The 21,677-nt window shown below is 58.6% G+C and carries 13 protein-coding genes and 7 pseudogenes; 14 read left to right on the plus strand and 6 right to left on the minus strand.

The window, feature by feature from the left end; genetic code table 11:
- From ACWTU8_RS27805 to ACWTU8_RS27825, 5 genes are all read left to right on the plus strand, one after another.
- The coding region (locus ACWTU8_RS27805) for a transporter substrate-binding domain-containing protein (protein WP_455850657.1) at positions 1-840 on the plus strand (840 nt) is incomplete at its 5' end.
- Between the two features lie 63 nt (positions 841-903).
- Positions 904-1,878 carry an amino acid ABC transporter permease gene (locus ACWTU8_RS27810; RefSeq protein WP_455850658.1) on the plus strand — a complete coding sequence of 325 codons (975 nt, stop codon included), beginning with the start codon at positions 904-906 and terminating at the stop codon, positions 1,876-1,878.
- A 62-nt stretch (positions 1,879-1,940) separates the two neighbouring features.
- A complete protein-coding gene (locus ACWTU8_RS27815; protein WP_455850755.1) occupies positions 1,941-2,738 on the plus strand; it encodes an amino acid ABC transporter ATP-binding protein in 798 nt (265 codons plus the stop codon).
- A gap of 101 nt (positions 2,739-2,839) precedes the next feature.
- Positions 2,840-4,480, plus strand: a complete 1,641-nt coding sequence (locus ACWTU8_RS27820; protein WP_455850659.1) for a N,N-dimethylformamidase beta subunit family domain-containing protein — start codon at positions 2,840-2,842, stop codon at positions 4,478-4,480.
- A gap of 115 nt (positions 4,481-4,595) precedes the next feature.
- A complete protein-coding gene (locus tag ACWTU8_RS27825) occupies positions 4,596-5,303 on the plus strand; it encodes a hypothetical protein (RefSeq protein ID WP_455850660.1) in 708 nt (235 codons plus the stop codon).
- Between the two features lie 5 nt (positions 5,304-5,308).
- Here the strand turns inward: ACWTU8_RS27825 and ACWTU8_RS27830 are convergent.
- Positions 5,309-5,560, minus strand: a pseudogene (locus ACWTU8_RS27830) (transposase); the annotation flags it as partial.
- 636 nt (positions 5,561-6,196) lie between these two features.
- On the opposite strand from ACWTU8_RS27830, the pseudogene ACWTU8_RS27835 reads away from it, so the two are divergent.
- A pseudogene (locus ACWTU8_RS27835) lies at positions 6,197-7,724 on the plus strand (ISL3 family transposase).
- A 487-nt stretch (positions 7,725-8,211) separates the two neighbouring features.
- Here the strand turns inward: ACWTU8_RS27835 and ACWTU8_RS27840 are convergent.
- Together ACWTU8_RS27840 and ACWTU8_RS27845 are read right to left on the minus strand one after the other, a co-directional pair.
- Positions 8,212-9,669, minus strand: coding sequence for an amidase (locus tag ACWTU8_RS27840; RefSeq protein WP_455850661.1), 1,458 nt, complete (start codon positions 9,667-9,669; stop codon positions 8,212-8,214).
- An 852-nt stretch (positions 9,670-10,521) separates the two neighbouring features.
- Positions 10,522-10,752 (minus strand): annotated as a pseudogene (locus ACWTU8_RS27845) (IS3 family transposase); the annotation flags it as partial.
- Positions 10,753-11,310: 558 nt separating this feature from the next.
- On the opposite strand from ACWTU8_RS27845, the gene ACWTU8_RS27850 reads away from it, so the two are divergent.
- Positions 11,311-12,150 carry a transporter substrate-binding domain-containing protein gene (locus ACWTU8_RS27850; RefSeq protein ID WP_455850662.1) on the plus strand — a complete coding sequence of 280 codons (840 nt, stop codon included), beginning with the start codon at positions 11,311-11,313 and terminating at the stop codon, positions 12,148-12,150.
- Between the two features lie 66 nt (positions 12,151-12,216).
- Entirely contained in the window at positions 12,217-12,369 is a 153-nt protein-coding gene (locus tag ACWTU8_RS27855; protein ID WP_455850663.1) for a hypothetical protein, read from the plus strand.
- Between the two features lie 200 nt (positions 12,370-12,569).
- On the opposite strand, the pseudogene ACWTU8_RS27860 reads toward ACWTU8_RS27855, so the two are convergent.
- A pseudogene (locus ACWTU8_RS27860) lies at positions 12,570-12,692 on the minus strand (transposase); the annotation flags it as partial.
- Between the two features lie 480 nt (positions 12,693-13,172).
- Here ACWTU8_RS27860 and ACWTU8_RS27865 point away from each other — a divergent pair.
- The 3 pseudogenes from ACWTU8_RS27865 to ACWTU8_RS27875 all read left to right on the plus strand — a co-directional run.
- A pseudogene (locus tag ACWTU8_RS27865) lies at positions 13,173-13,670 on the plus strand (hypothetical protein); the annotation flags it as partial.
- A 59-nt stretch (positions 13,671-13,729) separates the two neighbouring features.
- A pseudogene (locus tag ACWTU8_RS27870) lies at positions 13,730-13,884 on the plus strand (transposase); the annotation flags it as partial.
- Between the two features lie 252 nt (positions 13,885-14,136).
- Positions 14,137-14,758: pseudogene (locus tag ACWTU8_RS27875) on the plus strand (IS630 family transposase); the annotation flags it as partial.
- A 256-nt stretch (positions 14,759-15,014) separates the two neighbouring features.
- On the opposite strand, the gene ACWTU8_RS27880 reads toward ACWTU8_RS27875, so the two are convergent.
- Together ACWTU8_RS27880 and ACWTU8_RS27885 are read right to left on the minus strand one after the other, a co-directional pair.
- Positions 15,015-15,986, minus strand: coding sequence for a MurR/RpiR family transcriptional regulator (locus ACWTU8_RS27880; protein WP_455850664.1), 972 nt, complete (start codon positions 15,984-15,986; stop codon positions 15,015-15,017).
- Between the two features lie 280 nt (positions 15,987-16,266).
- On the minus strand, positions 16,267-17,097 hold the full coding sequence (locus tag ACWTU8_RS27885; protein WP_455850665.1) for a 3-keto-5-aminohexanoate cleavage protein: 831 nt from the start codon (positions 17,095-17,097) through the stop codon (positions 16,267-16,269).
- Positions 17,098-17,828: 731 nt separating this feature from the next.
- Between ACWTU8_RS27885 and ACWTU8_RS27890 the strand changes: the two genes are divergently transcribed.
- The 3 genes from ACWTU8_RS27890 (at position 17,829) to ACWTU8_RS27900 (ending at position 21,663) form a co-directional block, all read left to right on the plus strand.
- Positions 17,829-19,166 (plus strand): aspartate aminotransferase family protein, encoded by a 1,338-nt coding sequence (locus tag ACWTU8_RS27890; protein WP_455850666.1) that lies wholly within the window; start codon positions 17,829-17,831, stop codon positions 19,164-19,166.
- 619 nt (positions 19,167-19,785) lie between these two features.
- Positions 19,786-20,625: a transporter substrate-binding domain-containing protein gene (locus ACWTU8_RS27895; protein ID WP_455850657.1), complete on the plus strand. Its 840-nt coding sequence runs from the start codon at positions 19,786-19,788 to the stop codon at positions 20,623-20,625.
- 63 nt (positions 20,626-20,688) lie between these two features.
- Positions 20,689-21,663, plus strand: a complete 975-nt coding sequence (locus tag ACWTU8_RS27900; protein ID WP_455850658.1) for an amino acid ABC transporter permease — start codon at positions 20,689-20,691, stop codon at positions 21,661-21,663.
- The last annotated feature ends 14 nt before the right edge of the window (positions 21,664-21,677 follow it).

Genomic DNA, 21,677 nt, shown 5'->3' on the forward strand with positions numbered 1-21,677 from the left:
ATGAACAAGCTGGTGACGATGATGGCAGCTGCGGCATCAATCGCAATTGGATCTGTGGCTTCGGCGACCACGGCCAATGCCGGCGGCGTACTCGACAAAGTGCTCGCCACAAAGACGCTGAAAGTGGCGGCTGGGACGGATTGGGGGAAAATGTCATTCCTAAACGACAAACGCGAGCTTGACGGTTATGATATAGATGTCGCCAAGGGCATCGCGGAACATCTGGGCGTGCAGGTCGAGTTTGTGACGCCGGGCTGGGATGTCATAGCCGCAGGCAGGTGGCAGGGCCGTTGGGACATGGCTCTGGGTCAGATGGTGCCGACTAAGGCTCGGGCTGAAAAGTTTGCTTTCCCTGCGTTCTACATCTACGGCGTGGCAGTCGCTGTTGTTCACAAAGATAGCAAGGCGACCAAGCTTTCCGATCTCGACGGCAAGGTAGTCGGTGCCACAGCAAACACGACCTCAGAGTTTTATGCCCGTCACAACCTGACACCGGACTGGATTGACGCTAAGCCAATTGAATACCAATTCAAGCCGGGGGAGGTGAAGACCTACGACAGCACCAATGTTGCGCTTGACGACCTTCGCCTCGGCGATGGTGTTCGTCTTGATGCGGTCGTCACTGACAAAACGCTGGCGGTCAATGCAATCGACGCCGGCTATCCATTGAAGGAAATCGGCGGCGCTCTGTTCTCCTATCCTGGCGCTATTGCAATCGAACCTGGCGACAAGGAATTTAGTGACAAGATTGCGGTCGCCATCAAGAGCATGAGGGATGATGGCACGCTCTCCAAGCTATCGATGAAGTGGTATGGGGTGGACTACTCCGTTGAAGAATAACGGTCGCGAAGCTGTGGCGGCCCAGGCTGGTCCGGGCCGCTTTCTTTTATAAAAAGGCTGCTCATGCTCTACCAGGATACAGTCGAATCCGAGGTTCTCGTCCACAAGCCGTGGTTCATCGCCTCGATGTTCGCAGTTGTGCTCGCGGTTTTTCTTATGTTCAACCTCACGGGCACCACCATGGGCGAGCTCATGCGGCCGGTCATCGGCGATCCGCTGACGAGCGGCTTTTACGGGCGCTTCGCGATTGCTTTTGTGATTGCCGTTATTTTCTGCTTCAACCTCGTGCTGATCGGTTTTGCGCCGCTCAAGGTGCAGATCGGCGTCGTATGGTTCGAACTGCTGATCCTGTTTCTGGCGTTCTTCGAGTCATTTGACTTAAGCATGCCCTTCATCTGGAAGAACCTGCCCTTCCTGATCACGCAGGGGGTAGTGACGACAATCTATGTTTCGGCGATTTCACTCGTTTTCGCGTCGCTTATCGCGATCATTGCCGCCATTGCGAAACTGTCCAGCAACGGCTTTGCCTACGCGATCGCCAGCTTTTACACTTCGTTCTTCCGCGGTCTGCCGCTTCTCATGCAGATTTATCTGATCTATCTCGGCCTGCCGCAGCTGGGCATTGTGATGAATGCCGTGCCCTCGGGGATCTTGGCACTCTCGCTTTGCGTTGGTGCGTACATGACGGAAATCTTCCGCGCTGGTATCCAAAGCATCGACCGCGGCCAGTGGGAGGCATCCCGGTCTATGGGTTTCGGCTTTGGGCTCACCATGCGCAAAATCATCCTGCCGCAGGCGCTTCCCGTGATCATTCCCCCCATGGGAAACGAGTTCATCGCGATGCTGAAGAACAGCTCGCTGCTCTCGGTCCTCGGCGTGTCAGAGCTGACGTTCCTTGCTCGCACACTTGGCCAAGAAACCTTTAATCACATGGAGATGCTGATAGCGGTGGCAATTATCTATTGGATTCTGTCCATCTGCCTCGAGCTGATTCAATCCAGGATCGAGTGCTATTTTGCCAGGAGCAAGGTGCGATGACCGTCGACAGCATAGTTCAAGTGAAGGGCGGTCCAAACTGGTACTCTAAGGCGCCTGCCGATATGCCGTATCCAGAGTCAAGCTCGGATCGAAAGTCATCGAGCCAGAGGCAAGCGGCAGTGAGCGACACAGTCATCGAAGCCAGGAATGTCTCGAAGTGGTACGGCGCCTTCAAAGCACTGACTGATGTCAACCTCACCGTCCGCAAAGGCGAACGCGTCGTCATCTGCGGCCCTTCCGGATCGGGAAAGTCGACGCTGATCCGCTGCTTCAATCGGCTCGAGGCGCACCAGGAGGGCGAGATCACCGTAAACGGGATCAGGTTGCACAGCAAGATGCGCGACGTGGGTGAAGTTCGCAAGAACGTCGGCATGGTGTTCCAGCACTTCAACCTCTTCCCGCATATGACGGTGCTGATGAACTGCATGTGTGGCCCGATGTGGATCAAAGGCGTGCCCGAGGCCGAGGCTAGGAGGCTCGCCCTCAAATTCCTCGAGCGCGTGCGCATACCGGAGCAGGCGAACAAATTTCCGGGCCAGCTCTCCGGAGGCCAGCAGCAGCGCGTTGCAATTGCCCGTTCCCTCTGCATGGAGCCTGCCGTGATGCTCTTCGACGAGCCGACCTCGTCGCTCGATCCGGAGATGGTCGCTGAAGTGCTCGAGACGATGACCAGTCTCGCGCGTGACGGCATGACCATGGTCTGCGTCACCCACGAGATGGGTTTCGCACGATCCGTTGCCGACCGGGTGATCTTTATGGATACAGGCCACATCGTCGAAGAAGGCAAGCCGCACGACTTCTTCACCAATCCACAACACGAAAGAACAAAGCTCTTCCTCAGCCAGATCTTGAAGCACTGAGGGAGGGGACATACTGCCATCCACAGAATGCAGATCTGGATCAGCAACGACCAGGCTTCATCGATCTCAACGAGAATGATCAAGATAGCATTGGGTTTGCAATGACAAAGTTCCCAAACGATTTTCCGGATTTCGGGCTGACACCCGAGGAGAGGCGATTTACCGAGCGCGGCCATTTTTATGAGCGGCCCGGTATGGATGGCGCGCGTGGCGAGATCTGGTGCTACAGCGACCGATTTTCATATCGTCCAGGCGACACAGTGCGGCTGCAGGTAAGTTCGACCGCACCGCGCTTCGCCATTGAGATCATGCGCGACGGTGCGACCGAAACAAAGGTATTTGAGCAGAGGGGCATCGCCGCACATTGGCAGGACACGCCGGACCAGTGCTCGGTCGAGGGCTGCGGCTGGGACACGACCTTGGAGTTCAAAATTGGAGAGGACTGGACGTCCGGCGCCTACCGCTTGAAGCTGACGGCGGACGGCGACAGCGGCCGACCAATACATTGTCATCACATTGTGATCGTGCTGCCAAAAGTAGGTCGCAAACCTGGCCGTATCCTCCAAGTGGCAGCGACCGGCACCTGGCTCGCCTACAATACCTGGGGCGGCTCAAATCACTACGATGGCATCACGGGTCCGGAGCGTAACCAATATTCGCCCATCGTCTCCACGCAACGGCCATGGTGCCGCGGCTTCGTCGTCCTTCCGCCGCAAGCCCCGCGGGTGCCGCTGGAAATGATGATGGCCCCCAGGACGGTACCGCGTCATCCACACAAGGAATGGGCCTACGCGACTGGCCACTCGAGGAAATACGCCTCTGCCGGATGGGCAAGCTACGACAGCCAGTTCTTCCGCTTCGCCGAGCGCGCTGGGTATGGTATCGATCTCGCCAGCCAGCACGACCTGCATTTCTCACCGGATATCCTGCTCGATTACGACTGCGTCGCCTTCGTCGGCCATGACGAGTACTGGACTTGGGAAATGCGCGACGCGGTTGACGCTTTCGTCGAGCAGGGCGGGCGTGTGGCGCGCTTCGCCGGCAACTTCATGTGGCAGACCAGACTGGAGGACGAGGGGCGTCGGCAGGTCTGTTACAAATACCGGGCGCGTGCTGAGGATCCGATTTACAAAAGCGGCGACGTTACCCGCGCCACCAATTCGTGGGAAGCGCCGGAAATCGGAAGGCCAGGCGCAAAGACTTTTGGTCTCAACGCTACCAATGGCATCTATGTCGGCTGGGGAGGGTGCGCACCGCGCGGTGTGCGAGGCTTCCCCATCTATCGGCCGTCCCACTGGGCCTTTGCCGGCACCGGTCTCTTTTACGGCGATTTGCTCGGCGCCGAGAGCCACATTTATGGCTATGAGGTGGACGGGCTGGATTACGAAATCCGCAACGGCCTGCCTTATCCTTCGCCTAAAAGCGGCGCGCCGGACGGGCTCGAAATCCTTGCTCTCGGCATGGCCACCCTGGTCGAAGAAAGCGCCGATTTGGCGCCCGAAGACGAGATAATCAGCGACGGAGACGGTCGGTTCGTCGCCGAGTTGCTGTTCGGCGAGGCGAACAGCGCCAATATAGACAAGGTCAAACGCACGAGCGGAATGATCGTCAATTTCAAGCGAGGTAAGGGTGAGGTGTTTCATGCCGGGAGCTGTGAATGGGTGGCAGGCCTTCTGAGGCAGGACGCCATGGTCGAATGTGTGACCAGCAATGTCCTTAACCGCTATCTCGAGGGCAGGTAGCATCCCACGTGGCTAATCCGACACACTATCCTCGACGCAAAGATGACTGAGGCACCACCAGCTAACCCAAACACCCACTCTATTGTCAGTGACACAGGTGTTTTCGGAGTCTAAAATGACATATGCGAAGCCGCGTTCGTTCGGAATTCTACTCCTTGACCGCGGGCTGCCGCCCGGTGCCCCGCCACCGACGCTGGCCCACGCGCCGATGCGAAATCCCGCTACCTTCAATTTCCCAACTACCTACGAAACAGTGGATGGAGCTTTTGCGGAGAATGTGATCTGCGGCGATCCAGCACTTGAGGCGGCATGCATTGCGGCTGCCCAACGTTTGGTCGAGCAAGGTGCGGTTGCCATAAGCTCAAACTGCGGGTTCTTCATCCGCCATCAGGCGGCGGTGGCCGCGTCGGTGAAAGTGCCCGTTGTGATGTCAAGCCTGCTCCTGGTACCCATGCTGCTCCGCCAGCTGCCGCTGGCGGCCAAACTCGCAGTCGTGACCGCCGACTCAACGCATTGCAGCGAAGGTCTGCTCGGTGTCAAGGATCCAGCCGAACGGGGAAGGGTGATTATCGGCGGCGTCGAAGGCGGCAAGCTGTGGCAAAACGAGATGAAGCTCCCCCCAATGCCCACCGATGTCGCTGATATTGAGTCGGATGTTACCGCCTGCGTCGCACGCCTCCTCGCCTCGCATCCGGAGATGGCGGCGATTCTGTTCGAATGCAGCGGCTTCCCGGTCGTGGCACCGGCGATCCGCCGCATGACGGGGCTGCCCGTCTACGACATTACGACCCTCTGCCGCATGACATTCGCGTCTGTTGGGTGAAAAATTCAACGCACCGACGTACCATCGTGAATTTCCAGCGCGGCAGGGGCGAGGTGTTTCGTGCCGGAGCTGTGAATGGGTGGTGAGCCTGCTGACGACCCCGCGTCCTGCTGCGGCGTGACCGCGCCGCTCTTGATCGCCTTGCGCCGCCGGACGAACAGCTGCGAGGTCGCCAGTCCAGTCTCGCGCGCGATCGCCGACACATTCGCCCCAGGCTTCAGCGTCCCCTCGATCAGCCGCGCCTTCGCCTCCGCCGACCAGCGCCGCCGCGGCGCTGCGGACTTACATTCAGCCGGTTCGGAACCGTCTCAAGGGAATGTAAACTTCTCATTAGGCATAGGCGCGGACATAGAAATTGACACAATAAGCTCCTCAGCTTCTTCAGTGTCATCGTCAATACAAGCATACAAGCGGTGTTTCGGCAGCACCTTTCAGGCTGGCTGATCCGCAACAAGTGAACGTATGGCCCGTCCCGTCTGCAAGGGTGTCGTTGAAGATTTCTCTGCTCAGTCTGCGTCAACGTATCCGGTCTCGGGGTCATGCCCCGGCCAAGATGGAGATCCGCGCAGCTGGTCAGCCCGGTCTTGAGCGACCGTTCACTTCGGCCAGGTTTCCAGACCGCCGTTCAAACTGTCAGGCCAACTTCCTTTCACCACGCTCACCAGCTCAAGTGCTGGTGAGCGCCCTGTTCCTATGCCTCCGCGATCGGGAATCGAAACCGCGATCCTTGCGCAGCACCGTCCGGGCGATGCGTGCCAGCTTGGCCGCTAGCGCGACCACGACAACGTTGTGATTTTTCTGTTTGAGGGGTGATTTTCGCCCAACGGGGGTCAGACTCAATCTCGCTGCAAATGAAGCATGATGTCGCGCCATTTCGAGAGGGTATCAGCGCGATGGAACGGAGATTTGGGTCGACGAGACTGGCGCCGGCGGGGTTGCTCGTTGAGCATGCCGAAATCGACACGGATTGCGTATTTCTTGACGTGCGCGCAGCAGCGCTTTCGGCAACATGCCCGTGCTGCGGGACGAGTTCACGCCGGACCCAGAGCCGATATATGCGGCAAGCCGCCGATCTGCCCATCGCTGGCCGGCGGGTGGTCTTGCGGGTGACGGTTCGCCGATTCTGGTGCGATGCCGTTCTTTGCCGCCGCCGCATTTTTGCCGAGCGGTTTGGCGCCGATGTTTTGGCCCCGTTATCACGGAGAACCGGACGCCTTGAGACAATCGTTCATCACTTGGGGACTGGCGCTGGGCGGCAGGCCTGCGGCAGCCTTGCCGATCGCCTGATGATGCCGGTGAGCAAGGATACCGCTGTTGCGTGTCGTGCGCCGCAGGACTGAACAGCCGCGTGATGAACTCGCCATCATCGGCATGACGACTTCGCCTTCCGGCGCGGCCAGCGATACGGGACGATTGTCTGCGATTTCGAACGCCGCAGGCCGGTGACATTGCTGCCCGATCGCGAACAGGCGACATCGCAGGCTTGGTTGGCGAACCATCCCTCCATTGTGGCTGTCGCTCGCGATCGGGGTGGCGGATATGGCGAGGCGATCCCCAAGGCCTTGCCTGATGCCGATCAGGTGGCCGACCGCTGGCATCTGATGGAAAACGCCAGCCGCGCTTTCCTTGATGCAGTCAGCAAGTCCATGCGGCATATCCGAAGACCGTCGGCAGCACCATCATCCATCCAAAGCTTCTCACCTATACCGAGCGGCTGCAATATGAAGGATATCTGCGCCGGCAGGAGACGAACGAGGCCATTCTGGAATTATCGAAGCGAGGTGTGCCGATCAAACAGATCGTGAAGCGTACCGGGCATAGCCGCAAGCTCGTCCGCAGCATCCTGCGCGGTCAGCGCTGAGTTCGCTCGAGGAATGGCTTCCCTGGCTTGACGGCCGCTGGGAGCAGGGCGCGCGCAATGCTTCGGCGCTCTGGGGCGAAATGCGCGAGAAGGGCTTCCGCGGCCAACTCGGCGTGGTCTCTGAATGGGCGCAGCGCAGACGCATTGCTGAAAGGGCCGATCAAAGCGCACTTGCCCGCACGCCTTCGGCACGAAGCATCGCCAGGCTCATGACGCTGGCGCGTGACGACCTGTCCAAATCGGACGCTGTACTGATCGCGGCGATCGAGAACAATGTTCCTGACCTCGTCACCGCGCGAACGCTGATCGACGCTTTCAGCAGATGATCCGATCAAGGGCGGTCGCAAAACTGGACGCTTGGCTCGAGAGGGCGCGAAGGCAAGCCTCGTCGACTCTTTTGCAAACGGGGTCGAAAAGGACATCGCCGCAGTCCGCAACGCCTCCGTGGGTCGAATGGCCAGACCGAAGGCCAGATCACCAAGCTCAAACTCATCAAGCGGCAAATGTACGGCCGCGCCAAGATTGATCTGCTCCAGGCGCGCCTCGTCGGTGCAACTTAGGCTGTGCCCGCAGCGAGAGTGCGTCAGAGCCCCTTTTGCGCAAAAATGCGGGGTCCCGATTCCAGGTCATTACATTGATACCATTCGGCGCAGTGCGTTGCCGACGCCGCCTCGCGCGCGTTGATCTCGCACGATAGGCATCCTCACGGCGCTCATAGTCGGATCTTGGAAGCGGAACGCCGGGCAGCGTAACCGCTGAAGATGTACTACTGATAAGTCACCTCAATCAGTCTCCAATATTGTAAGGAGGCGCTATTCCGCAACCGTAGACTTCCGCTAAGCCTTTGTTGCGGCCATCACTGATGTTGCGCCGCGTAGATGGCTTCACGCTAGGCCTTCAACCTGCTTGAAGTGTCGTTCCGGAACTCGCTCGAACCGACTTACCGTCCACGATGGTGCGCAACCCGGAGGCTGCGTGGACCCGCCTTTCAATTGGTAACGCGCGCGTCGGCGTCGAAACGTAATATACCGGAAGATTTGTTCGCATTCAGATTCGAGCTTTAGAGGGGTGATCGTCAGCTGCCGCCACTCGAACTTTTGGTCGCCGCTGGCACCACGGTTTGGCTTCCTCCAGATCGCGTGCGACACGGACCAGTGTAGCCTCGTCGCCAAAGCGGCCGACGATCTGAATACCGATCGGCAGCCCGCTGGTGCTTTGTGCCAAAGGCAAGGAGACTGAAGGCTGTCCGGTGACATTGAAGATGCCAGTGTACTGACAAATGGCCGTATCCGCTTCCACGTATTCCTCGGGGGAGATCATCGGGTTGATCGCAGAATAGATGCCCCCATGTGGCACAGCCACGGTCGGCATTGTGGGGGTCAGCAGTATATCGAAGGCGTGAATTGCCTCGCCCACGCCGAAACGCAATTTCCGGAGGGCCTCTTCTAAGTCCCATGCTCGGGAAAGAGGTAAATCGCGGCCAAATTCGTACCGTTTGAGGTTGACCGGCTCCAAGGTGTTTGCGCTGATAGTGCGCCCCATGGCTCGCGCCGCTTCTTCGAGCCAATTCGGGGTCGATGAGGCGACATATGTTCTGCTGTACTCAATGGGCTCATACGGCGGCTCGATATCCGTCACCGTGTGCCCCATCTCCTGCAGAAGCGCTGCCGCCGCCTCGACAGCCTGCAGCACTTCCGACTCGAGGTTCACCGCGCCCCAACTGGTTCTCGCGACCCCGACCCGCAGATGACCAGTGGGCTGTGAGAGTTCCTCCACATAGGGCCGGTTCGGCTGGACGATGATAAACGGATCGCCGGGGTGAGGACCGGAAAAGACGTCCAGGGCGGCGGCCATGTCGCGCACAGTTCGACATAGAACAAACGCGCGGCCGCGACCAAACGATTTGTCCTGGTTGTTTGGACCGCCGGAGACGCGTCCGCGGGACGGGTTCAGCCCGACAAGGCCGCACCAAGACGCTGGGATGCGAGTTGACCCACCGCCGTCGCTGGCATGTGCAATCGGAGTAATGCCGGCCGAAACCGCCGCTGCGGCTCCCCCGGAGGAGCCACCTGCGGAGCGTTCCAAAGCCCATGGATTGCGGGTGATGCCATTGAGAAGGGATTCCGTTAGAACGGTGGATGCGAGCTCGGGTGTTGCTGTTCTTCCTAAAATCCGAAGCCCAGCCTCCCGTGCCCGACGAAAAAAAAAGCTGTCAGCATCGGAGCGGCAGCCTTTAAACAGACGGCTTCCGTTTTCTTGGAGGCGGCCAGCTTCGGTTTCGCCAAAATCCTTGCGTAAGAATGGCACGCCATGGAAGAGCCCTCCGTCCGCTCCGGCAACGGACTCAGCATCTTCATAGAACTCGATCACAGCATTGATGCGCGGATTGACCGCGTCATGGGCTTGGCGGGCCAAACGCGTCAGTTCCACAGCAGTCACTTCGCCAGCGCTGACGAGAGAGGCCAAACCGGTCGCATCGTACTCTACGTATTCACTTAACCTCATCGCAGTTATCCTTATTCCCCCTTTGCCTCGGGTCAGCGACAGAGAGTAATGGCATGCACAAGCGAACCCAAATTGCCAACCAGAGCTGGATCCAAGTGGAGTGAAAAGCTGTCCAACGGGCAGCGCAGCGCCAGGTGGCGGTCCTAGGGCAGACCTACAATCGAATTCAAGCAAGCGGTGATCAAAGTTGGTTAAAGATGTACTTCGTCTCAAACTCAGATGCAGATCGAGTATAGCGCCCGTTGCTGACCATCGTGGTTCCCGTCTAGAAGGCGCGATCCGCCCACTGCAAGATCGGCTAAAGTTCGAAAGCGCGGTCAATCCGCGCCTGTCCATTAGACACTCACCCCCGGTATCGGCTCGCGTCAAATGCAATTTCGATATTGCAATCATCTGGCTACGTGATGGATTTCAACTCCACAATCCGGCAGCTAGCCTTCTGACGAGTCGCCTCTGGTGAGCTGGAACCGCGCCTGTTGTTGTAATCGGCATGGGCGAGGCGGCGAGGGCCTATGCGCTGGAGGTCATGACGGATCTCAATTGCCGCTTCGGCAAGGAATCACGCACTCCCAAGAACCTGCATCGCCTCCTTACCGACCATGAGAACCCGGAGGTGCGATGTGTCGGAACTAGGTTTGCACGCTGGCACAGGCTCTGACGCTGCGCTACCACAAGGCGCTGTCCATCATCGACCGACTGATCTCGCGCTCACGCGCTATCCCTCAAGAGCGTGTGCGTCTACCTAATCATAATCGATCGGGAACTAGATTGGCGCATTGTCCGTCGTCCGGGGAATTTGAGACAACTAGCGCTCTGATTCAGCGGAGGCTCTGGCGCATCTCGGTGGTCATCTTAAGCGGCGTCTCTGCGGTGTCGCAATCGCCGTTGTTCGATGGTCTTTCGCTTGATCCTTTCTCGTTGCAACAGGATGGTCTGGCCGCGTCAGAAGTAGACGTCCGCAGGCGTCAGATCGTCGGGGCTCTCGTGGTATCGCCGATAATTGTAGTTATCGACGAAGGCGGCGATCTGGCCTTCAAGATCGCCCGGCAGATCGTTCTGTTCAAGCAGTAATGCGCCGACGAGGCGGAGCATGGCGTCGTCATCGGTAGGATCTCGACAACCTCGATCCCTCCGCTCGATCTCGCCATTGACCGTTCGGACGGGCTAATAGCCGGTATGACCATGACGGTAACACCTTGTTACCCGCTGGAGAGAGCCTTTTCGGCGTATTATGCGACCATTCGGGACAGGGGCACTGGGAGCACGCCAAGTGCCGGCAGGCCGATACACTGGATGAGCTGCGAGCTCGTGTTGATATCTGGCCGGCCCTCCGATCTGCCAAGATGCACTGTGGGCGTGGATCCGTAGGTGTCGCGTCGCCCGTCGGCTCTCGAACTAAACTAAAGGCGTGGCTGAGGCCTTCAGCCATCTAGGTTTGAGATGGATACGATATCGATTATGTTCTTGCCAATTGCTTGGTCGGTGGACGTAGGATGAGCATCGGCAGTCGCAGAGAGGTACGCGCCCTCGCCGCTAAAGCCGACAAGAATCCTAATCGGTTTCCTAGATCCAAAATCAATAACCTGACGTGCGCGAACTGGTACGTTCAAAGTAACCAGGCCGGTAAAAAGGGAACAGCTCATGAACATTCTAATAAAGATGATAGCAGGTGCAGCATCGCTTGCGTTTGCGTCCGCGGGTTTGCCGTCCGCGGCTAATGCCGGCGCTGTACTCGACAACGTGCTCGCCACAAATACGCTAAGAGTGGCGGTCGGGACGGACTGGGGGACGATTTCGTTCTTGAACGACAAGCACGAGCTCGATGGTTCTGATGTGGATGTCGCCAAGGCTATCGCGGAAAATCTGGGCGTGAAGGTCGAATTCGTGACGCCGGCCTGGGATATTATCACCTCAGGCATGTGGCAGGGTCGTTGGGACATGGCCATGGGCGAGATGGTACCCACCAAGGCCCGCGCCGAAAAACTTGGGTTCCCGGCCGTGTACGCCTACGGGGCGGCGGTCGCTGTCGTTCACAACGATAGCAAGGCGACCAAGCTTTCCGATCTCGACGGCAAGGTAGTGGGTGTCACAGCAAGCGGAGCGGCCGAGTCTTATGCCAATCACACCCTGACCCCGGACTGGGCAGGCGCTAAGCCAATAGAATTCAAGTTCACGCCGGGCAAGGTGAAGACCTATGCAACTGACAATGTTGCGTTCGACGACCTTCGGCTCGGCGACGGGGTTCGTCTGGATGCGGTTCTCACTGACCGAACGGCGGTGCGCAGTGCGATGAAAGCTGGCTATCCATTGAAGGGGCTCAGCGAGCCCCTATTCTTCTCGACGAGCGCTATTGCAATTCAACCCGGCGACAAGGAGTTCAGCGACAAGATTGCGGCCGCCGTCAAGAGCATGAGGAATGATGGCACCCTCGCCAAGATAATGATCAAGTGGTACGGCGTGGATCGATCCGTCGAAGAGTAAAGTTGCGAAGCTGTAGGGGCCCCGGGCTAGCCCGGGCCGAGCGCGGCCATTTTTACGAGCGGCCGGTTGCGGCTGCAGGTAAGTTCGACCGCACCGCGCTTCGCCACTGAAATCATGCGCGACGGCATGACCGAAATTCTAATCCCCGTTTCAACCGAGCATATCTACCTGCCGGAGGCGGACCCGAAGCATTTTTATTTCGGACAAATTGCAGGCTGAACAGACCACATCAGTGGCACACACGGGCAAGCTAGTCCCATGTCTACCCCCACCGCCACCCTTTCAAATTTGAACGGAGATTAACTCGATAAAGAACTGCACTTCGAACTTGGCGAGTTTTAAGCGGTCTGGCAGCCGTGAAAGCAGAGATGGCAAAGAGAGGGATAGTGGCGTCTCCTTTCGCTCAACAGGCGCCGTCAACGGTAAAGAAGATTGGGCGCCACGCCGTTCCGCCGGGCGACGGATGGCACTGTCTCGCCCGGCTCAAAACTCTCCTCGAACATCCGCAGCTTCTGCTCCGTCGACTGACTGAGACCCTTTATCTCCCTCCGGTTTGAGGGAGAGTCCTAGGTTTCATTTCTGGCCTTTGGCAGTCTGTTTTTCCAGTGTGGATTTCGGTGCGAACTCGGCCGGCGGCATGTTGCCGAGGGCCGAGTGTGGTCGGTAGTGGTTGTACAACTCAGCGACGGAACGCCCACGGGACCTGTATTGAGCGCGAGCTTCTTTATCCATGGCATCCATGGGCTGCGCGGCAAGTCTTTATCCATGAAGTAATCGAGAAGGGTGACGCGTCGGTCTTCCGCTGCACCCTTTCTGGCCAGCCATTGCACCGGTGGTTGGAGGTTCCGGCGTGGATGTTCGATCGGGCCCCCAGCGCGAGCTGGCGTATCACTACTGCTCCGCACGTCGACCTTGCCGCGCTTGGCGCCCTGGTGACACTGCTCCGGGACACCGGTACCCCATCGCAATCGCAGGAGATGGGCGCAGCATTGGGCTCTCACGACGCGAATCGGGGAGATATCATGCCGCGCCAGCCCACGACATGCCAGTTCGATCTGTTCTCGAAGCTGAACGACGCCGAGACGGTGCAGACGCCGCAATGGCAGGCGCTGCCCGCCGAGGCGCGTCGATCAGTGACGAAGCTGATTGTCAGCCTGATTCTCGATCACGTCGACGGCGACCGCTCTCCCGGACAGGAGGAGGTACGTCAGGGCAATGATCGCCTGCTGCTGGGATTGAAGGGCAGTCTCAACGAGTATGAACTCGATCTTCTGCGCCAGCGTTCGCTCTCGGCCCGCTACGAAAAGCCCCGCCGTGGCGAACTCGTCGTTGCAGCCCCTGTCGGCTTTGTGAAGGTTGGCGATCGGCTCGAGAAGCATGATGATCGCCGCGTGCAGGAAGCCATCACTCTTGTGTTCGACAAGGTCGCTGAACTTGGCAGCGCCCGTCAGGCCCTGATGTGGTTCCTCGAGCATGGGCTGGATTTGCCCGCCAAGCGCAACAATGGGGACGTCGTGTGGCGCAGGCCGAACTATGCGACCATCCACCGGATGATCGAGAACCCGATCTACGGCGGCGCCTCACAGCCACCGCCTTTGCCGCAACCGTGGAGGATCCGGCGAACTTCAAGAACTCGCGCGCCGTGGGCGCATGGGTGGGGCCTAACCCCGCGGCGCTACCAGTCCGGCGAGGTCGATCATGACGGCTATCCCTCGCGCCGTGGCGACAATATACGAGGCGGCCGCGGTTATCCTGAATCGCTCTACCAGCACCTGCCAACCTGGGCGTTGGAGCTGAAAGAACGGCTCGGCTACAAGCGAGCGGCCGTGGCCCTGGTGCGCGGCGACTAGACGACCTCATCAAATTTCCTGCCGGGATTTGCGAGGGCCGGCATGGATGACGAAACCCAACTCGAATGTCTTCGTGAACGCGCGCTGGCGCGGGTTGCAGCCGGTGAGACGATCCGCGTTGTGGCGGCCGCTTTGCAAGGTGGGCATCCACAAGCCGCGCGTTCTATCAGGCGGGCATGCGGACTGGCTGCGCGAGCGCGTCTCGTCCGGCGGGGGCTGGCGACGGAACTGGCCGAGCGTGTGTGAAGGTCGACTACTGAGCGATCTGGGAGGCTGCCCATCATGAAGGGCTGAGCTTCAAAAAACCGCGGAGCAGAGCCGGCCTGGATGGCCTATCAGGGACGGATCGAGGCCAGGCACCTGGTTTTCATCGACGAGACCTGGGTGAAGACCAATATGGCGCCCGCTCAGGGGCTGGGCGCCCCGCGGTCAACGCCTGAGAACCTGGATCCCCCATGGTCATTGGAAGACGTGACCTTACTGGCCGCGTATGCGTCTTGGGTCATCGACGATCCGATCAATGGCGAATTGTTCCGCCTCTACGTCCCCGAGGTTCTGGTCCCGACGCTCGAACCGGGCGACGTCGTCGTGCTCGACAATCTCGGTCGCACAAGGGACGCGCCGTGCGCGCCGCCATCAGAGCCGCCGGAGCCCGCCTTTTATTCCTGCCGCCCTACAGCCCCGACCTGAATCCGATTGAACAGGTCTTGGCAACACTCAAGCACCTGATGCGAAAGGCCGAAAGCCGGCGAGCGGACCATTGAAAATACCTGGCGGCGGGCCGGCGCACTGCTCGAATGCTTCTCACCAGGTGCAGTGTCAAACCAGTGAGAGGACCCGCTCCCTGGAGCAACGCCCCATGGGCCGTCACTCAAACTAAATTGCTTCCAGTAAGCTTGGCGTGGTTCAATCGGTGAGGAGGATGCTCGTCGCATGAACCCAGCAGGAGTGGGTGACCCTAAGCATGCCACCCCCGCTGAAATGTTAATTAAAAATTCTCGAGCATAGTGGACATCAGTCCTGATCCTGCACGACTGCTTTGCGCAGCTTGCCACCCATTTGCTTGCTCATGGAAGACGCGGACGGAGACGAGCCGACTTTTCGAGTCCAAGCCGCCCTCGATTTCAAGTGTGTGTTCAAATCCGCAAGGTGAGAGTCGAACCGGAGTAGAGCCTCGCGCGCAGCATCTGCGCTCTGTCCGGCGATCAACGCGCCAAGCACTTCAGCGACCGCGAACGCCGGTGTCATCGTGTGAAAAAACGAGGGACTTTTCGTCTCGACAAGAACGACATCGTCGGCAACTCGGGCGAGCGGGGCGACCTCGCTGTCGGTGATGGCGACGATCGGAATGCGATGCCGCTGCGCATATTCGGCGATCTCAACGGTGACGCGTGTGTACGGAAGCACACTTGCCGCGAAGAGCACATCTTTGTGAGTGGCGCGGGCCAGCGCGTCCGAACCGGTGCCGCCGATCGCGTCGAGCATGACCACCTTGTCTGTGATCATGGACAGTATGTAGTGCAGATGCCAAGCGATCGCATGGCTAGACCTCAACCCGATGCAAAAAATACGCGTGGCAGACGCAAGGCGCCTGGCGGTTGATACGATTGCATCGAGTTGAGGCGAATCGGCCAGATGGCCAATCTGGGCCGCTTGGGCTCGAAAAATTTCGCGAGCAAGGCCATGGTCGCCTTTGCGCTTCTGAGTAACCGCTTGCGCATCAGCCTTTCCAGCGAACCCGACATCGCCACTGCGAACGGCCTCAGCGTAAATTTGGCGAAGCTCGTCGTAACCGCGAAGGCCAAGATACTTGGCCAGTCGTGTCATGGTGGCCGGCTGGACTCCGGCCAGACGCGCCTGATCGCGCATGGACAACAGCGCGACGTCGTGTGGTTGGTCGATAATGTAGCGCGCCGCCAACTGGAACTGCTCCGACATGGCGTCGAAGCCCGCGATCAATCGCTCGGTAAGAGGTCCGTCAGCCATCACCTACACGTAGCGTAGCATTTCAGCATGTGCAACGTATGTTGCACTGCTTGACAAGTGATTTCTCGGGCTGACGTGGAGCCCCACCGTTCTTCCTTCACAGTCAAATTCCGACGATCCGCTCGCGTCGAACCGATAGATGGTTTGAGCCGATGAACAACAGGCGGCAGTGATTTCGGCATGAGCTCACCTTCGTGTGGCAGCGCTCCTTTAGCCCCGGAGATCGCCGAGAGGAACGCGGCGAAGCACGATAGTCAAATCGGCGTTCCCCGAAGAGGAATCACAGTTCGTGCCAAGCCTGCCGCAGGTCGGTTGCGCTGGCTCTGCGGAGGCCAAGTCCTAGGAGGCTTCCTGATACACCTGCGACTAAATCGGCATTGGAGTCCGCCATTCTCCCGTCCGCCAGCTGGCGATTGTTTTCAAAGCCGACGCGAACATGCCCGCCGAGAAGAGCCGCTGCAGTAACACATGCAGCTTCACGCGCCCCAAAGGCGCAAACGCTCCAATGAGCAAAACGGGGCACCGATCCATTGAGGAACGGCAACAGGTCCACAGGGTCCGATCTCTGCGCGGTGGTGTAACGTCCAAGTACAAAAAGAACCGGAACCTGGTTCCACGGAATCACACCACGGCGGTAATACTCGTCCAGGCGCAATATTTCGTCAGCATCATATAGGATTATCTGCGGAACGGTGGCCTCGGCCTTGAGCCATGACAAGAACGACGCGAACTCCATTTCATGAGCTTCCGTTGGCACTAATTCGCGAAGCGCCAGCGAGACGGCTTCCGGCCGAGTTTCCTTAACAACCGCAATCTGTTCCTGCGGCGTGTAGCGGCCAAGCGATTCGCTCGTGATCTGAATGATCATTTCATCGCCTACGGCCCGGCCGATTGCATCAATGGCATCCCGATATGCTGGTGCGTCGAGCACATGTAACCCGTCCCGACCGCGCACATGGACGTGGATAAGGCACGCTCCCGCGTCTAGGCACTCTCGTGCTGTCTGCGCCAGGTCGGCCGGTCCGATCGGCAAGGAAGGATGATCAGCCTTGGTCAGCCGGCCGCCATTAGGCGCAACGCAAATTGCGGTTGGTCTTTCAACTTCGATCATTTCTCGCCGTCCGCACATTCATTTTGTTTCCCTTCTCTCGAACAGGGAGACAAACCTCTGTCAAGGTGCGGCTCTCGCCCGCATTTCGACTCGCGGCGTTTCATTATGATCCATATAGTTCTGCAATTCTGAAACATATATTGCAAATAAAATCGCGCCTGCTGGTGCACAGCTCTCTGGAAACCGCCCTGCGGTGCATGCAGGCTCTGTGGAGGACGGTGAGGTGGGCCGCGCTTTTGCAGCGTTACCGCCAAACCGAGCGGGGCACGGCAAAAGTATTCGAACAGGTTCTTGCGCAGTGGGCCGAGGGTAGGCGGGTAGATTTGGAGCACGAAGGGCGAGCCAGCCTGCAAGAGTCCGGGCCGGATCTCGCTCCGGCTTTGCTGGCTGCGGATGAACATGAGGCGGAGGAAGCCTTTCTTAATCTCGTGGCACAGAGATCGTTGCCAATGCCAAGGCCTATCCAAACGGTCTGGCCCGTCTTGGATGTTCGTATCCTTCTCACCGAGTCCTCAACAGCGCGGTCGGCAGAGGCATGACCGAACGACGACCGCCATATTGATCCACTCGGCGCACTCGACAAGTAGTGAAACATATGTTGCAATTCAGGCTGATTTTGCTATTGTCGCCGACAGCGAGAGGCTAAGGCCCGGTCCGACAGCAATGGGCGAGCCGCCATATGTTCCTGGACTTTTTATGAACGTCGACTTCCTTTCCCGTGCGAGCCACTTATGACCAAAGTTTTGCACCGCTTGATCCATGCAGACCTAGCAGTAGCCGTAGGCGGACGTGGGATTGAGTTGTTCGATGCCGATGGCAAGGCATACGTTGACGCCTCCGGTGGCGCCGCGGTGTCATGTCTTGGCCATGGTCATTCGGAGGTGCTCGCGGCGCTGCACGCTCAACTCGACAAACTCGCGTACGCTCATACGGGCTTTTTTACAACGGAAGTCGCCGAGCGGCTGGCGGACCGCCTCGTTGCTGATTCGCCGGATGGCATCGACTACGTCTATCTCGTCAGCGGGGGGTCGGAAGCGATGGAGGCGGCGCTGAAAATGGCGCGGCAGTACTTCGTCGAGAAGGGGCAAGACCGGCGCAGACATGTCATCGCCCGCCGTCAGAGCTACCATGGCAATACGTTGGGAGCGCTGGCCGCCGGCGGCAATGAATGGCGCCGGGCCCAGTTCAGGCCGCTGCTTATCGAAACCCACCACATTGCGCCGTGCTATCCATATCGTGGGCGCTTGCCTGCTGAGAGCGAGATTCAGTATGGAGAACGTCTTGCCACCGAGCTCGAAGCGAGAATTCTCGAACTCGGCCCAGACGAAGTGATCGCATTTGTCGCGGAGACAGTCGTTGGCGCGACGGCCGGTGCAGTGCCGCCGGTGGACGGCTATTTCAAAAGGATCCGCGAGATCTGTGATCGCTACGGCGTTCTCTTGATCCTCGACGAAGTCATGTGCGGGATGGGGCGCACCGGGACTCTGCACGCTTTCGAGCAGGAAGGCATCGTGCCTGACATGGTCGCGATCGCGAAGGGGCTGGGCGGCGGCTATCAGCCGATCGGCGCGGTGCTGTTCGGACACCACATCTACGACGCCTTCGCTTCCGGATCAGGCTTCTTCCAGCATGGCCACACCTACATGGGGCACCCAATGGCAGCGGCGGCCGCTCTTGCAGTGCAGGACGTCATCCGGGAGCATCGCCTCCTCGACAACGTCATACAGATGGGCGAACTGCTCAACCGGCGGCTTCGTGAGCGGTTCAGCAATCATCATCATGTCGGCGACATCCGCGGACGCGGTCTCTTTCGTGCCATAGAAATCGTGGCCGAGCGCTCGGATAAGTCGCCGTTTGATCCGGCGTGGAAAGTGAATGCTGCCGTGAAACGAGAAGCTATGGCGCGCGGGCTGATGGTGTACCCGATGGGAGGCACGATTGATGGCGTGCGAGGCGATCACATCTTGCTCGCGCCCCCGTTTATCGTAAACGCCGGCCAGATCGACACGATTGTGGAGCGTCTAGGCGATGCCTTGGATGCCGCGGTCGCCTATTGCGTCGCCCGATAAACATAGCGCGCAAAGGCATGTCCATGAGCAATGACCGGGACCGGATGATGCCGCGCCCGCTATCGATATCTATGGCTAATGTGATTTTGAGTTTCCGCAGGCCGTGACCGCATGGGACTTTCAAAGGGAACTTTGAACTGTTCGGGGGCCCGGTACTCCGAGTGCACGCAGCCAGGATAAGAACTTGCGACCGGGCATACTTTCTTTCGGACCTGAGATGAACCGCGATTTCCAGTACCCCGGGGCGCTCGCGCGTGATGGCCACGAACGGCAAGGTCGCCATCTCGCATCCGCTGCCACTTGACGGTGGTTGAATCCTGCTGACTGCGGCAGGGCGGCGGATGCGGGCGCAGGCGCCGACCCCTGGGGGTCGGCGCCTTCGCCCGGCAGCAACAACACTGAGTTGGGGGACAAGGACCGTAGCTGCTCTGGTTTGATCCGTTTGCATCACAAACCTCATAAAGAAAACATCTGTTGCAAACCAGGTCGGGATGGGCTAGCTTTAATTGAGCAGGCACCGTTCAGGGAGACTGATCGGGTTCTTGGGTCCAAATCCGCATTTCAGGTTCGGGATGAGCCCGTGTCAAAGACTAATATCCACCACCACAGGGGAACAGCGATGAACAAGCTGGTGACGATGATGGCAGCTGCGGCATCAATCGCAATTGGATCTGTGGCTTCGGCGACCACGGCCAATGCCGGCGGCGTACTCGACAAAGTGCTCGCCACAAAGACGCTGAAAGTGGCGGCTGGGACGGATTGGGGGAAAATGTCATTCCTAAACGACAAACGCGAGCTTGACGGTTATGATATAGATGTCGCCAAGGGCATCGCGGAACATCTGGGCGTGCAGGTCGAGTTTGTGACGCCGGGCTGGGATGTCATAGCCGCAGGCAGGTGGCAGGGCCGTTGGGACATGGCTCTGGGTCAGATGGTGCCGACTAAGGCTCGGGCTGAAAAGTTTGCTTTCCCTGCGTTCTACATCTACGGCGTGGCAGTCGCTGTTGTTCACAAAGATAGCAAGGCGACCAAGCTTTCCGATCTCGACGGCAAGGTAGTCGGTGCCACAGCAAACACGACCTCAGAGTTTTATGCCCGTCACAACCTGACACCGGACTGGATTGACGCTAAGCCAATTGAATACCAATTCAAGCCGGGGGAGGTGAAGACCTACGACAGCACCAATGTTGCGCTTGACGACCTTCGCCTCGGCGATGGTGTTCGTCTTGATGCGGTCGTCACTGACAAAACGCTGGCGGTCAATGCAATCGACGCCGGCTATCCATTGAAGGAAATCGGCGGCGCTCTGTTCTCCTATCCTGGCGCTATTGCAATCGAACCTGGCGACAAGGAATTTAGTGACAAGATTGCGGTCGCCATCAAGAGCATGAGGGATGATGGCACGCTCTCCAAGCTATCGATGAAGTGGTATGGGGTGGACTACTCCGTTGAAGAATAACGGTCGCGAAGCTGTGGCGGCCCAGGCTGGTCCGGGCCGCTTTCTTTTATAAAAAGGCTGCTCATGCTCTACCAGGATACAGTCGAATCCGAGGTTCTCGTCCACAAGCCGTGGTTCATCGCCTCGATGTTCGCAGTTGTGCTCGCGGTTTTTCTTATGTTCAACCTCACGGGCACCACCATGGGCGAGCTCATGCGGCCGGTCATCGGCGATCCGCTGACGAGCGGCTTTTACGGGCGCTTCGCGATTGCTTTTGTGATTGCCGTTATTTTCTGCTTCAACCTCGTGCTGATCGGTTTTGCGCCGCTCAAGGTGCAGATCGGCGTCGTATGGTTCGAACTGCTGATCCTGTTTCTGGCGTTCTTCGAGTCATTTGACTTAAGCATGCCCTTCATCTGGAAGAACCTGCCCTTCCTGATCACGCAGGGGGTAGTGACGACAATCTATGTTTCGGCGATTTCACTCGTTTTCGCGTCGCTTATCGCGATCATTGCCGCCATTGCGAAACTGTCCAGCAACGGCTTTGCCTACGCGATCGCCAGCTTTTACACTTCGTTCTTCCGCGGTCTGCCGCTTCTCATGCAGATTTATCTGATCTATCTCGGCCTGCCGCAGCTGGGCATTGTGATGAATGCCGTGCCCTCGGGGATCTTGGCACTCTCGCTTTGCGTTGGTGCGTACATGACGGAAATCTTCCGCGCTGGTATCCAAAGCATCGACCGCGGCCAGTGGGAGGCATCCCGGTCTATGGGTTTCGGCTTTGGGCTCACCATGCGCAAAATCATCCTGCCGCAGGCGCTTCCCGTGATCATTCCCCCCATGGGAAACGAGTTCATCGCGATGCTGAAGAACAGCTCGCTGCTCTCGGTCCTCGGCGTGTCAGAGCTGACGTTCCTTGCTCGCACACTTGGCCAAGAAACCTTTAATCACATGGAGATGCTGATAGCGGTGGCAATTATCTATTGGATTCTGTCCATCTGCCTCGAGCTGATTCAATCCAGGATCGAGTGCTATTTTGCCAGGAGCAAGGTGCGATGACCGTCGACAGCATA

This window comes from Mesorhizobium sp. BHbdii (assembly GCF_053848045.1).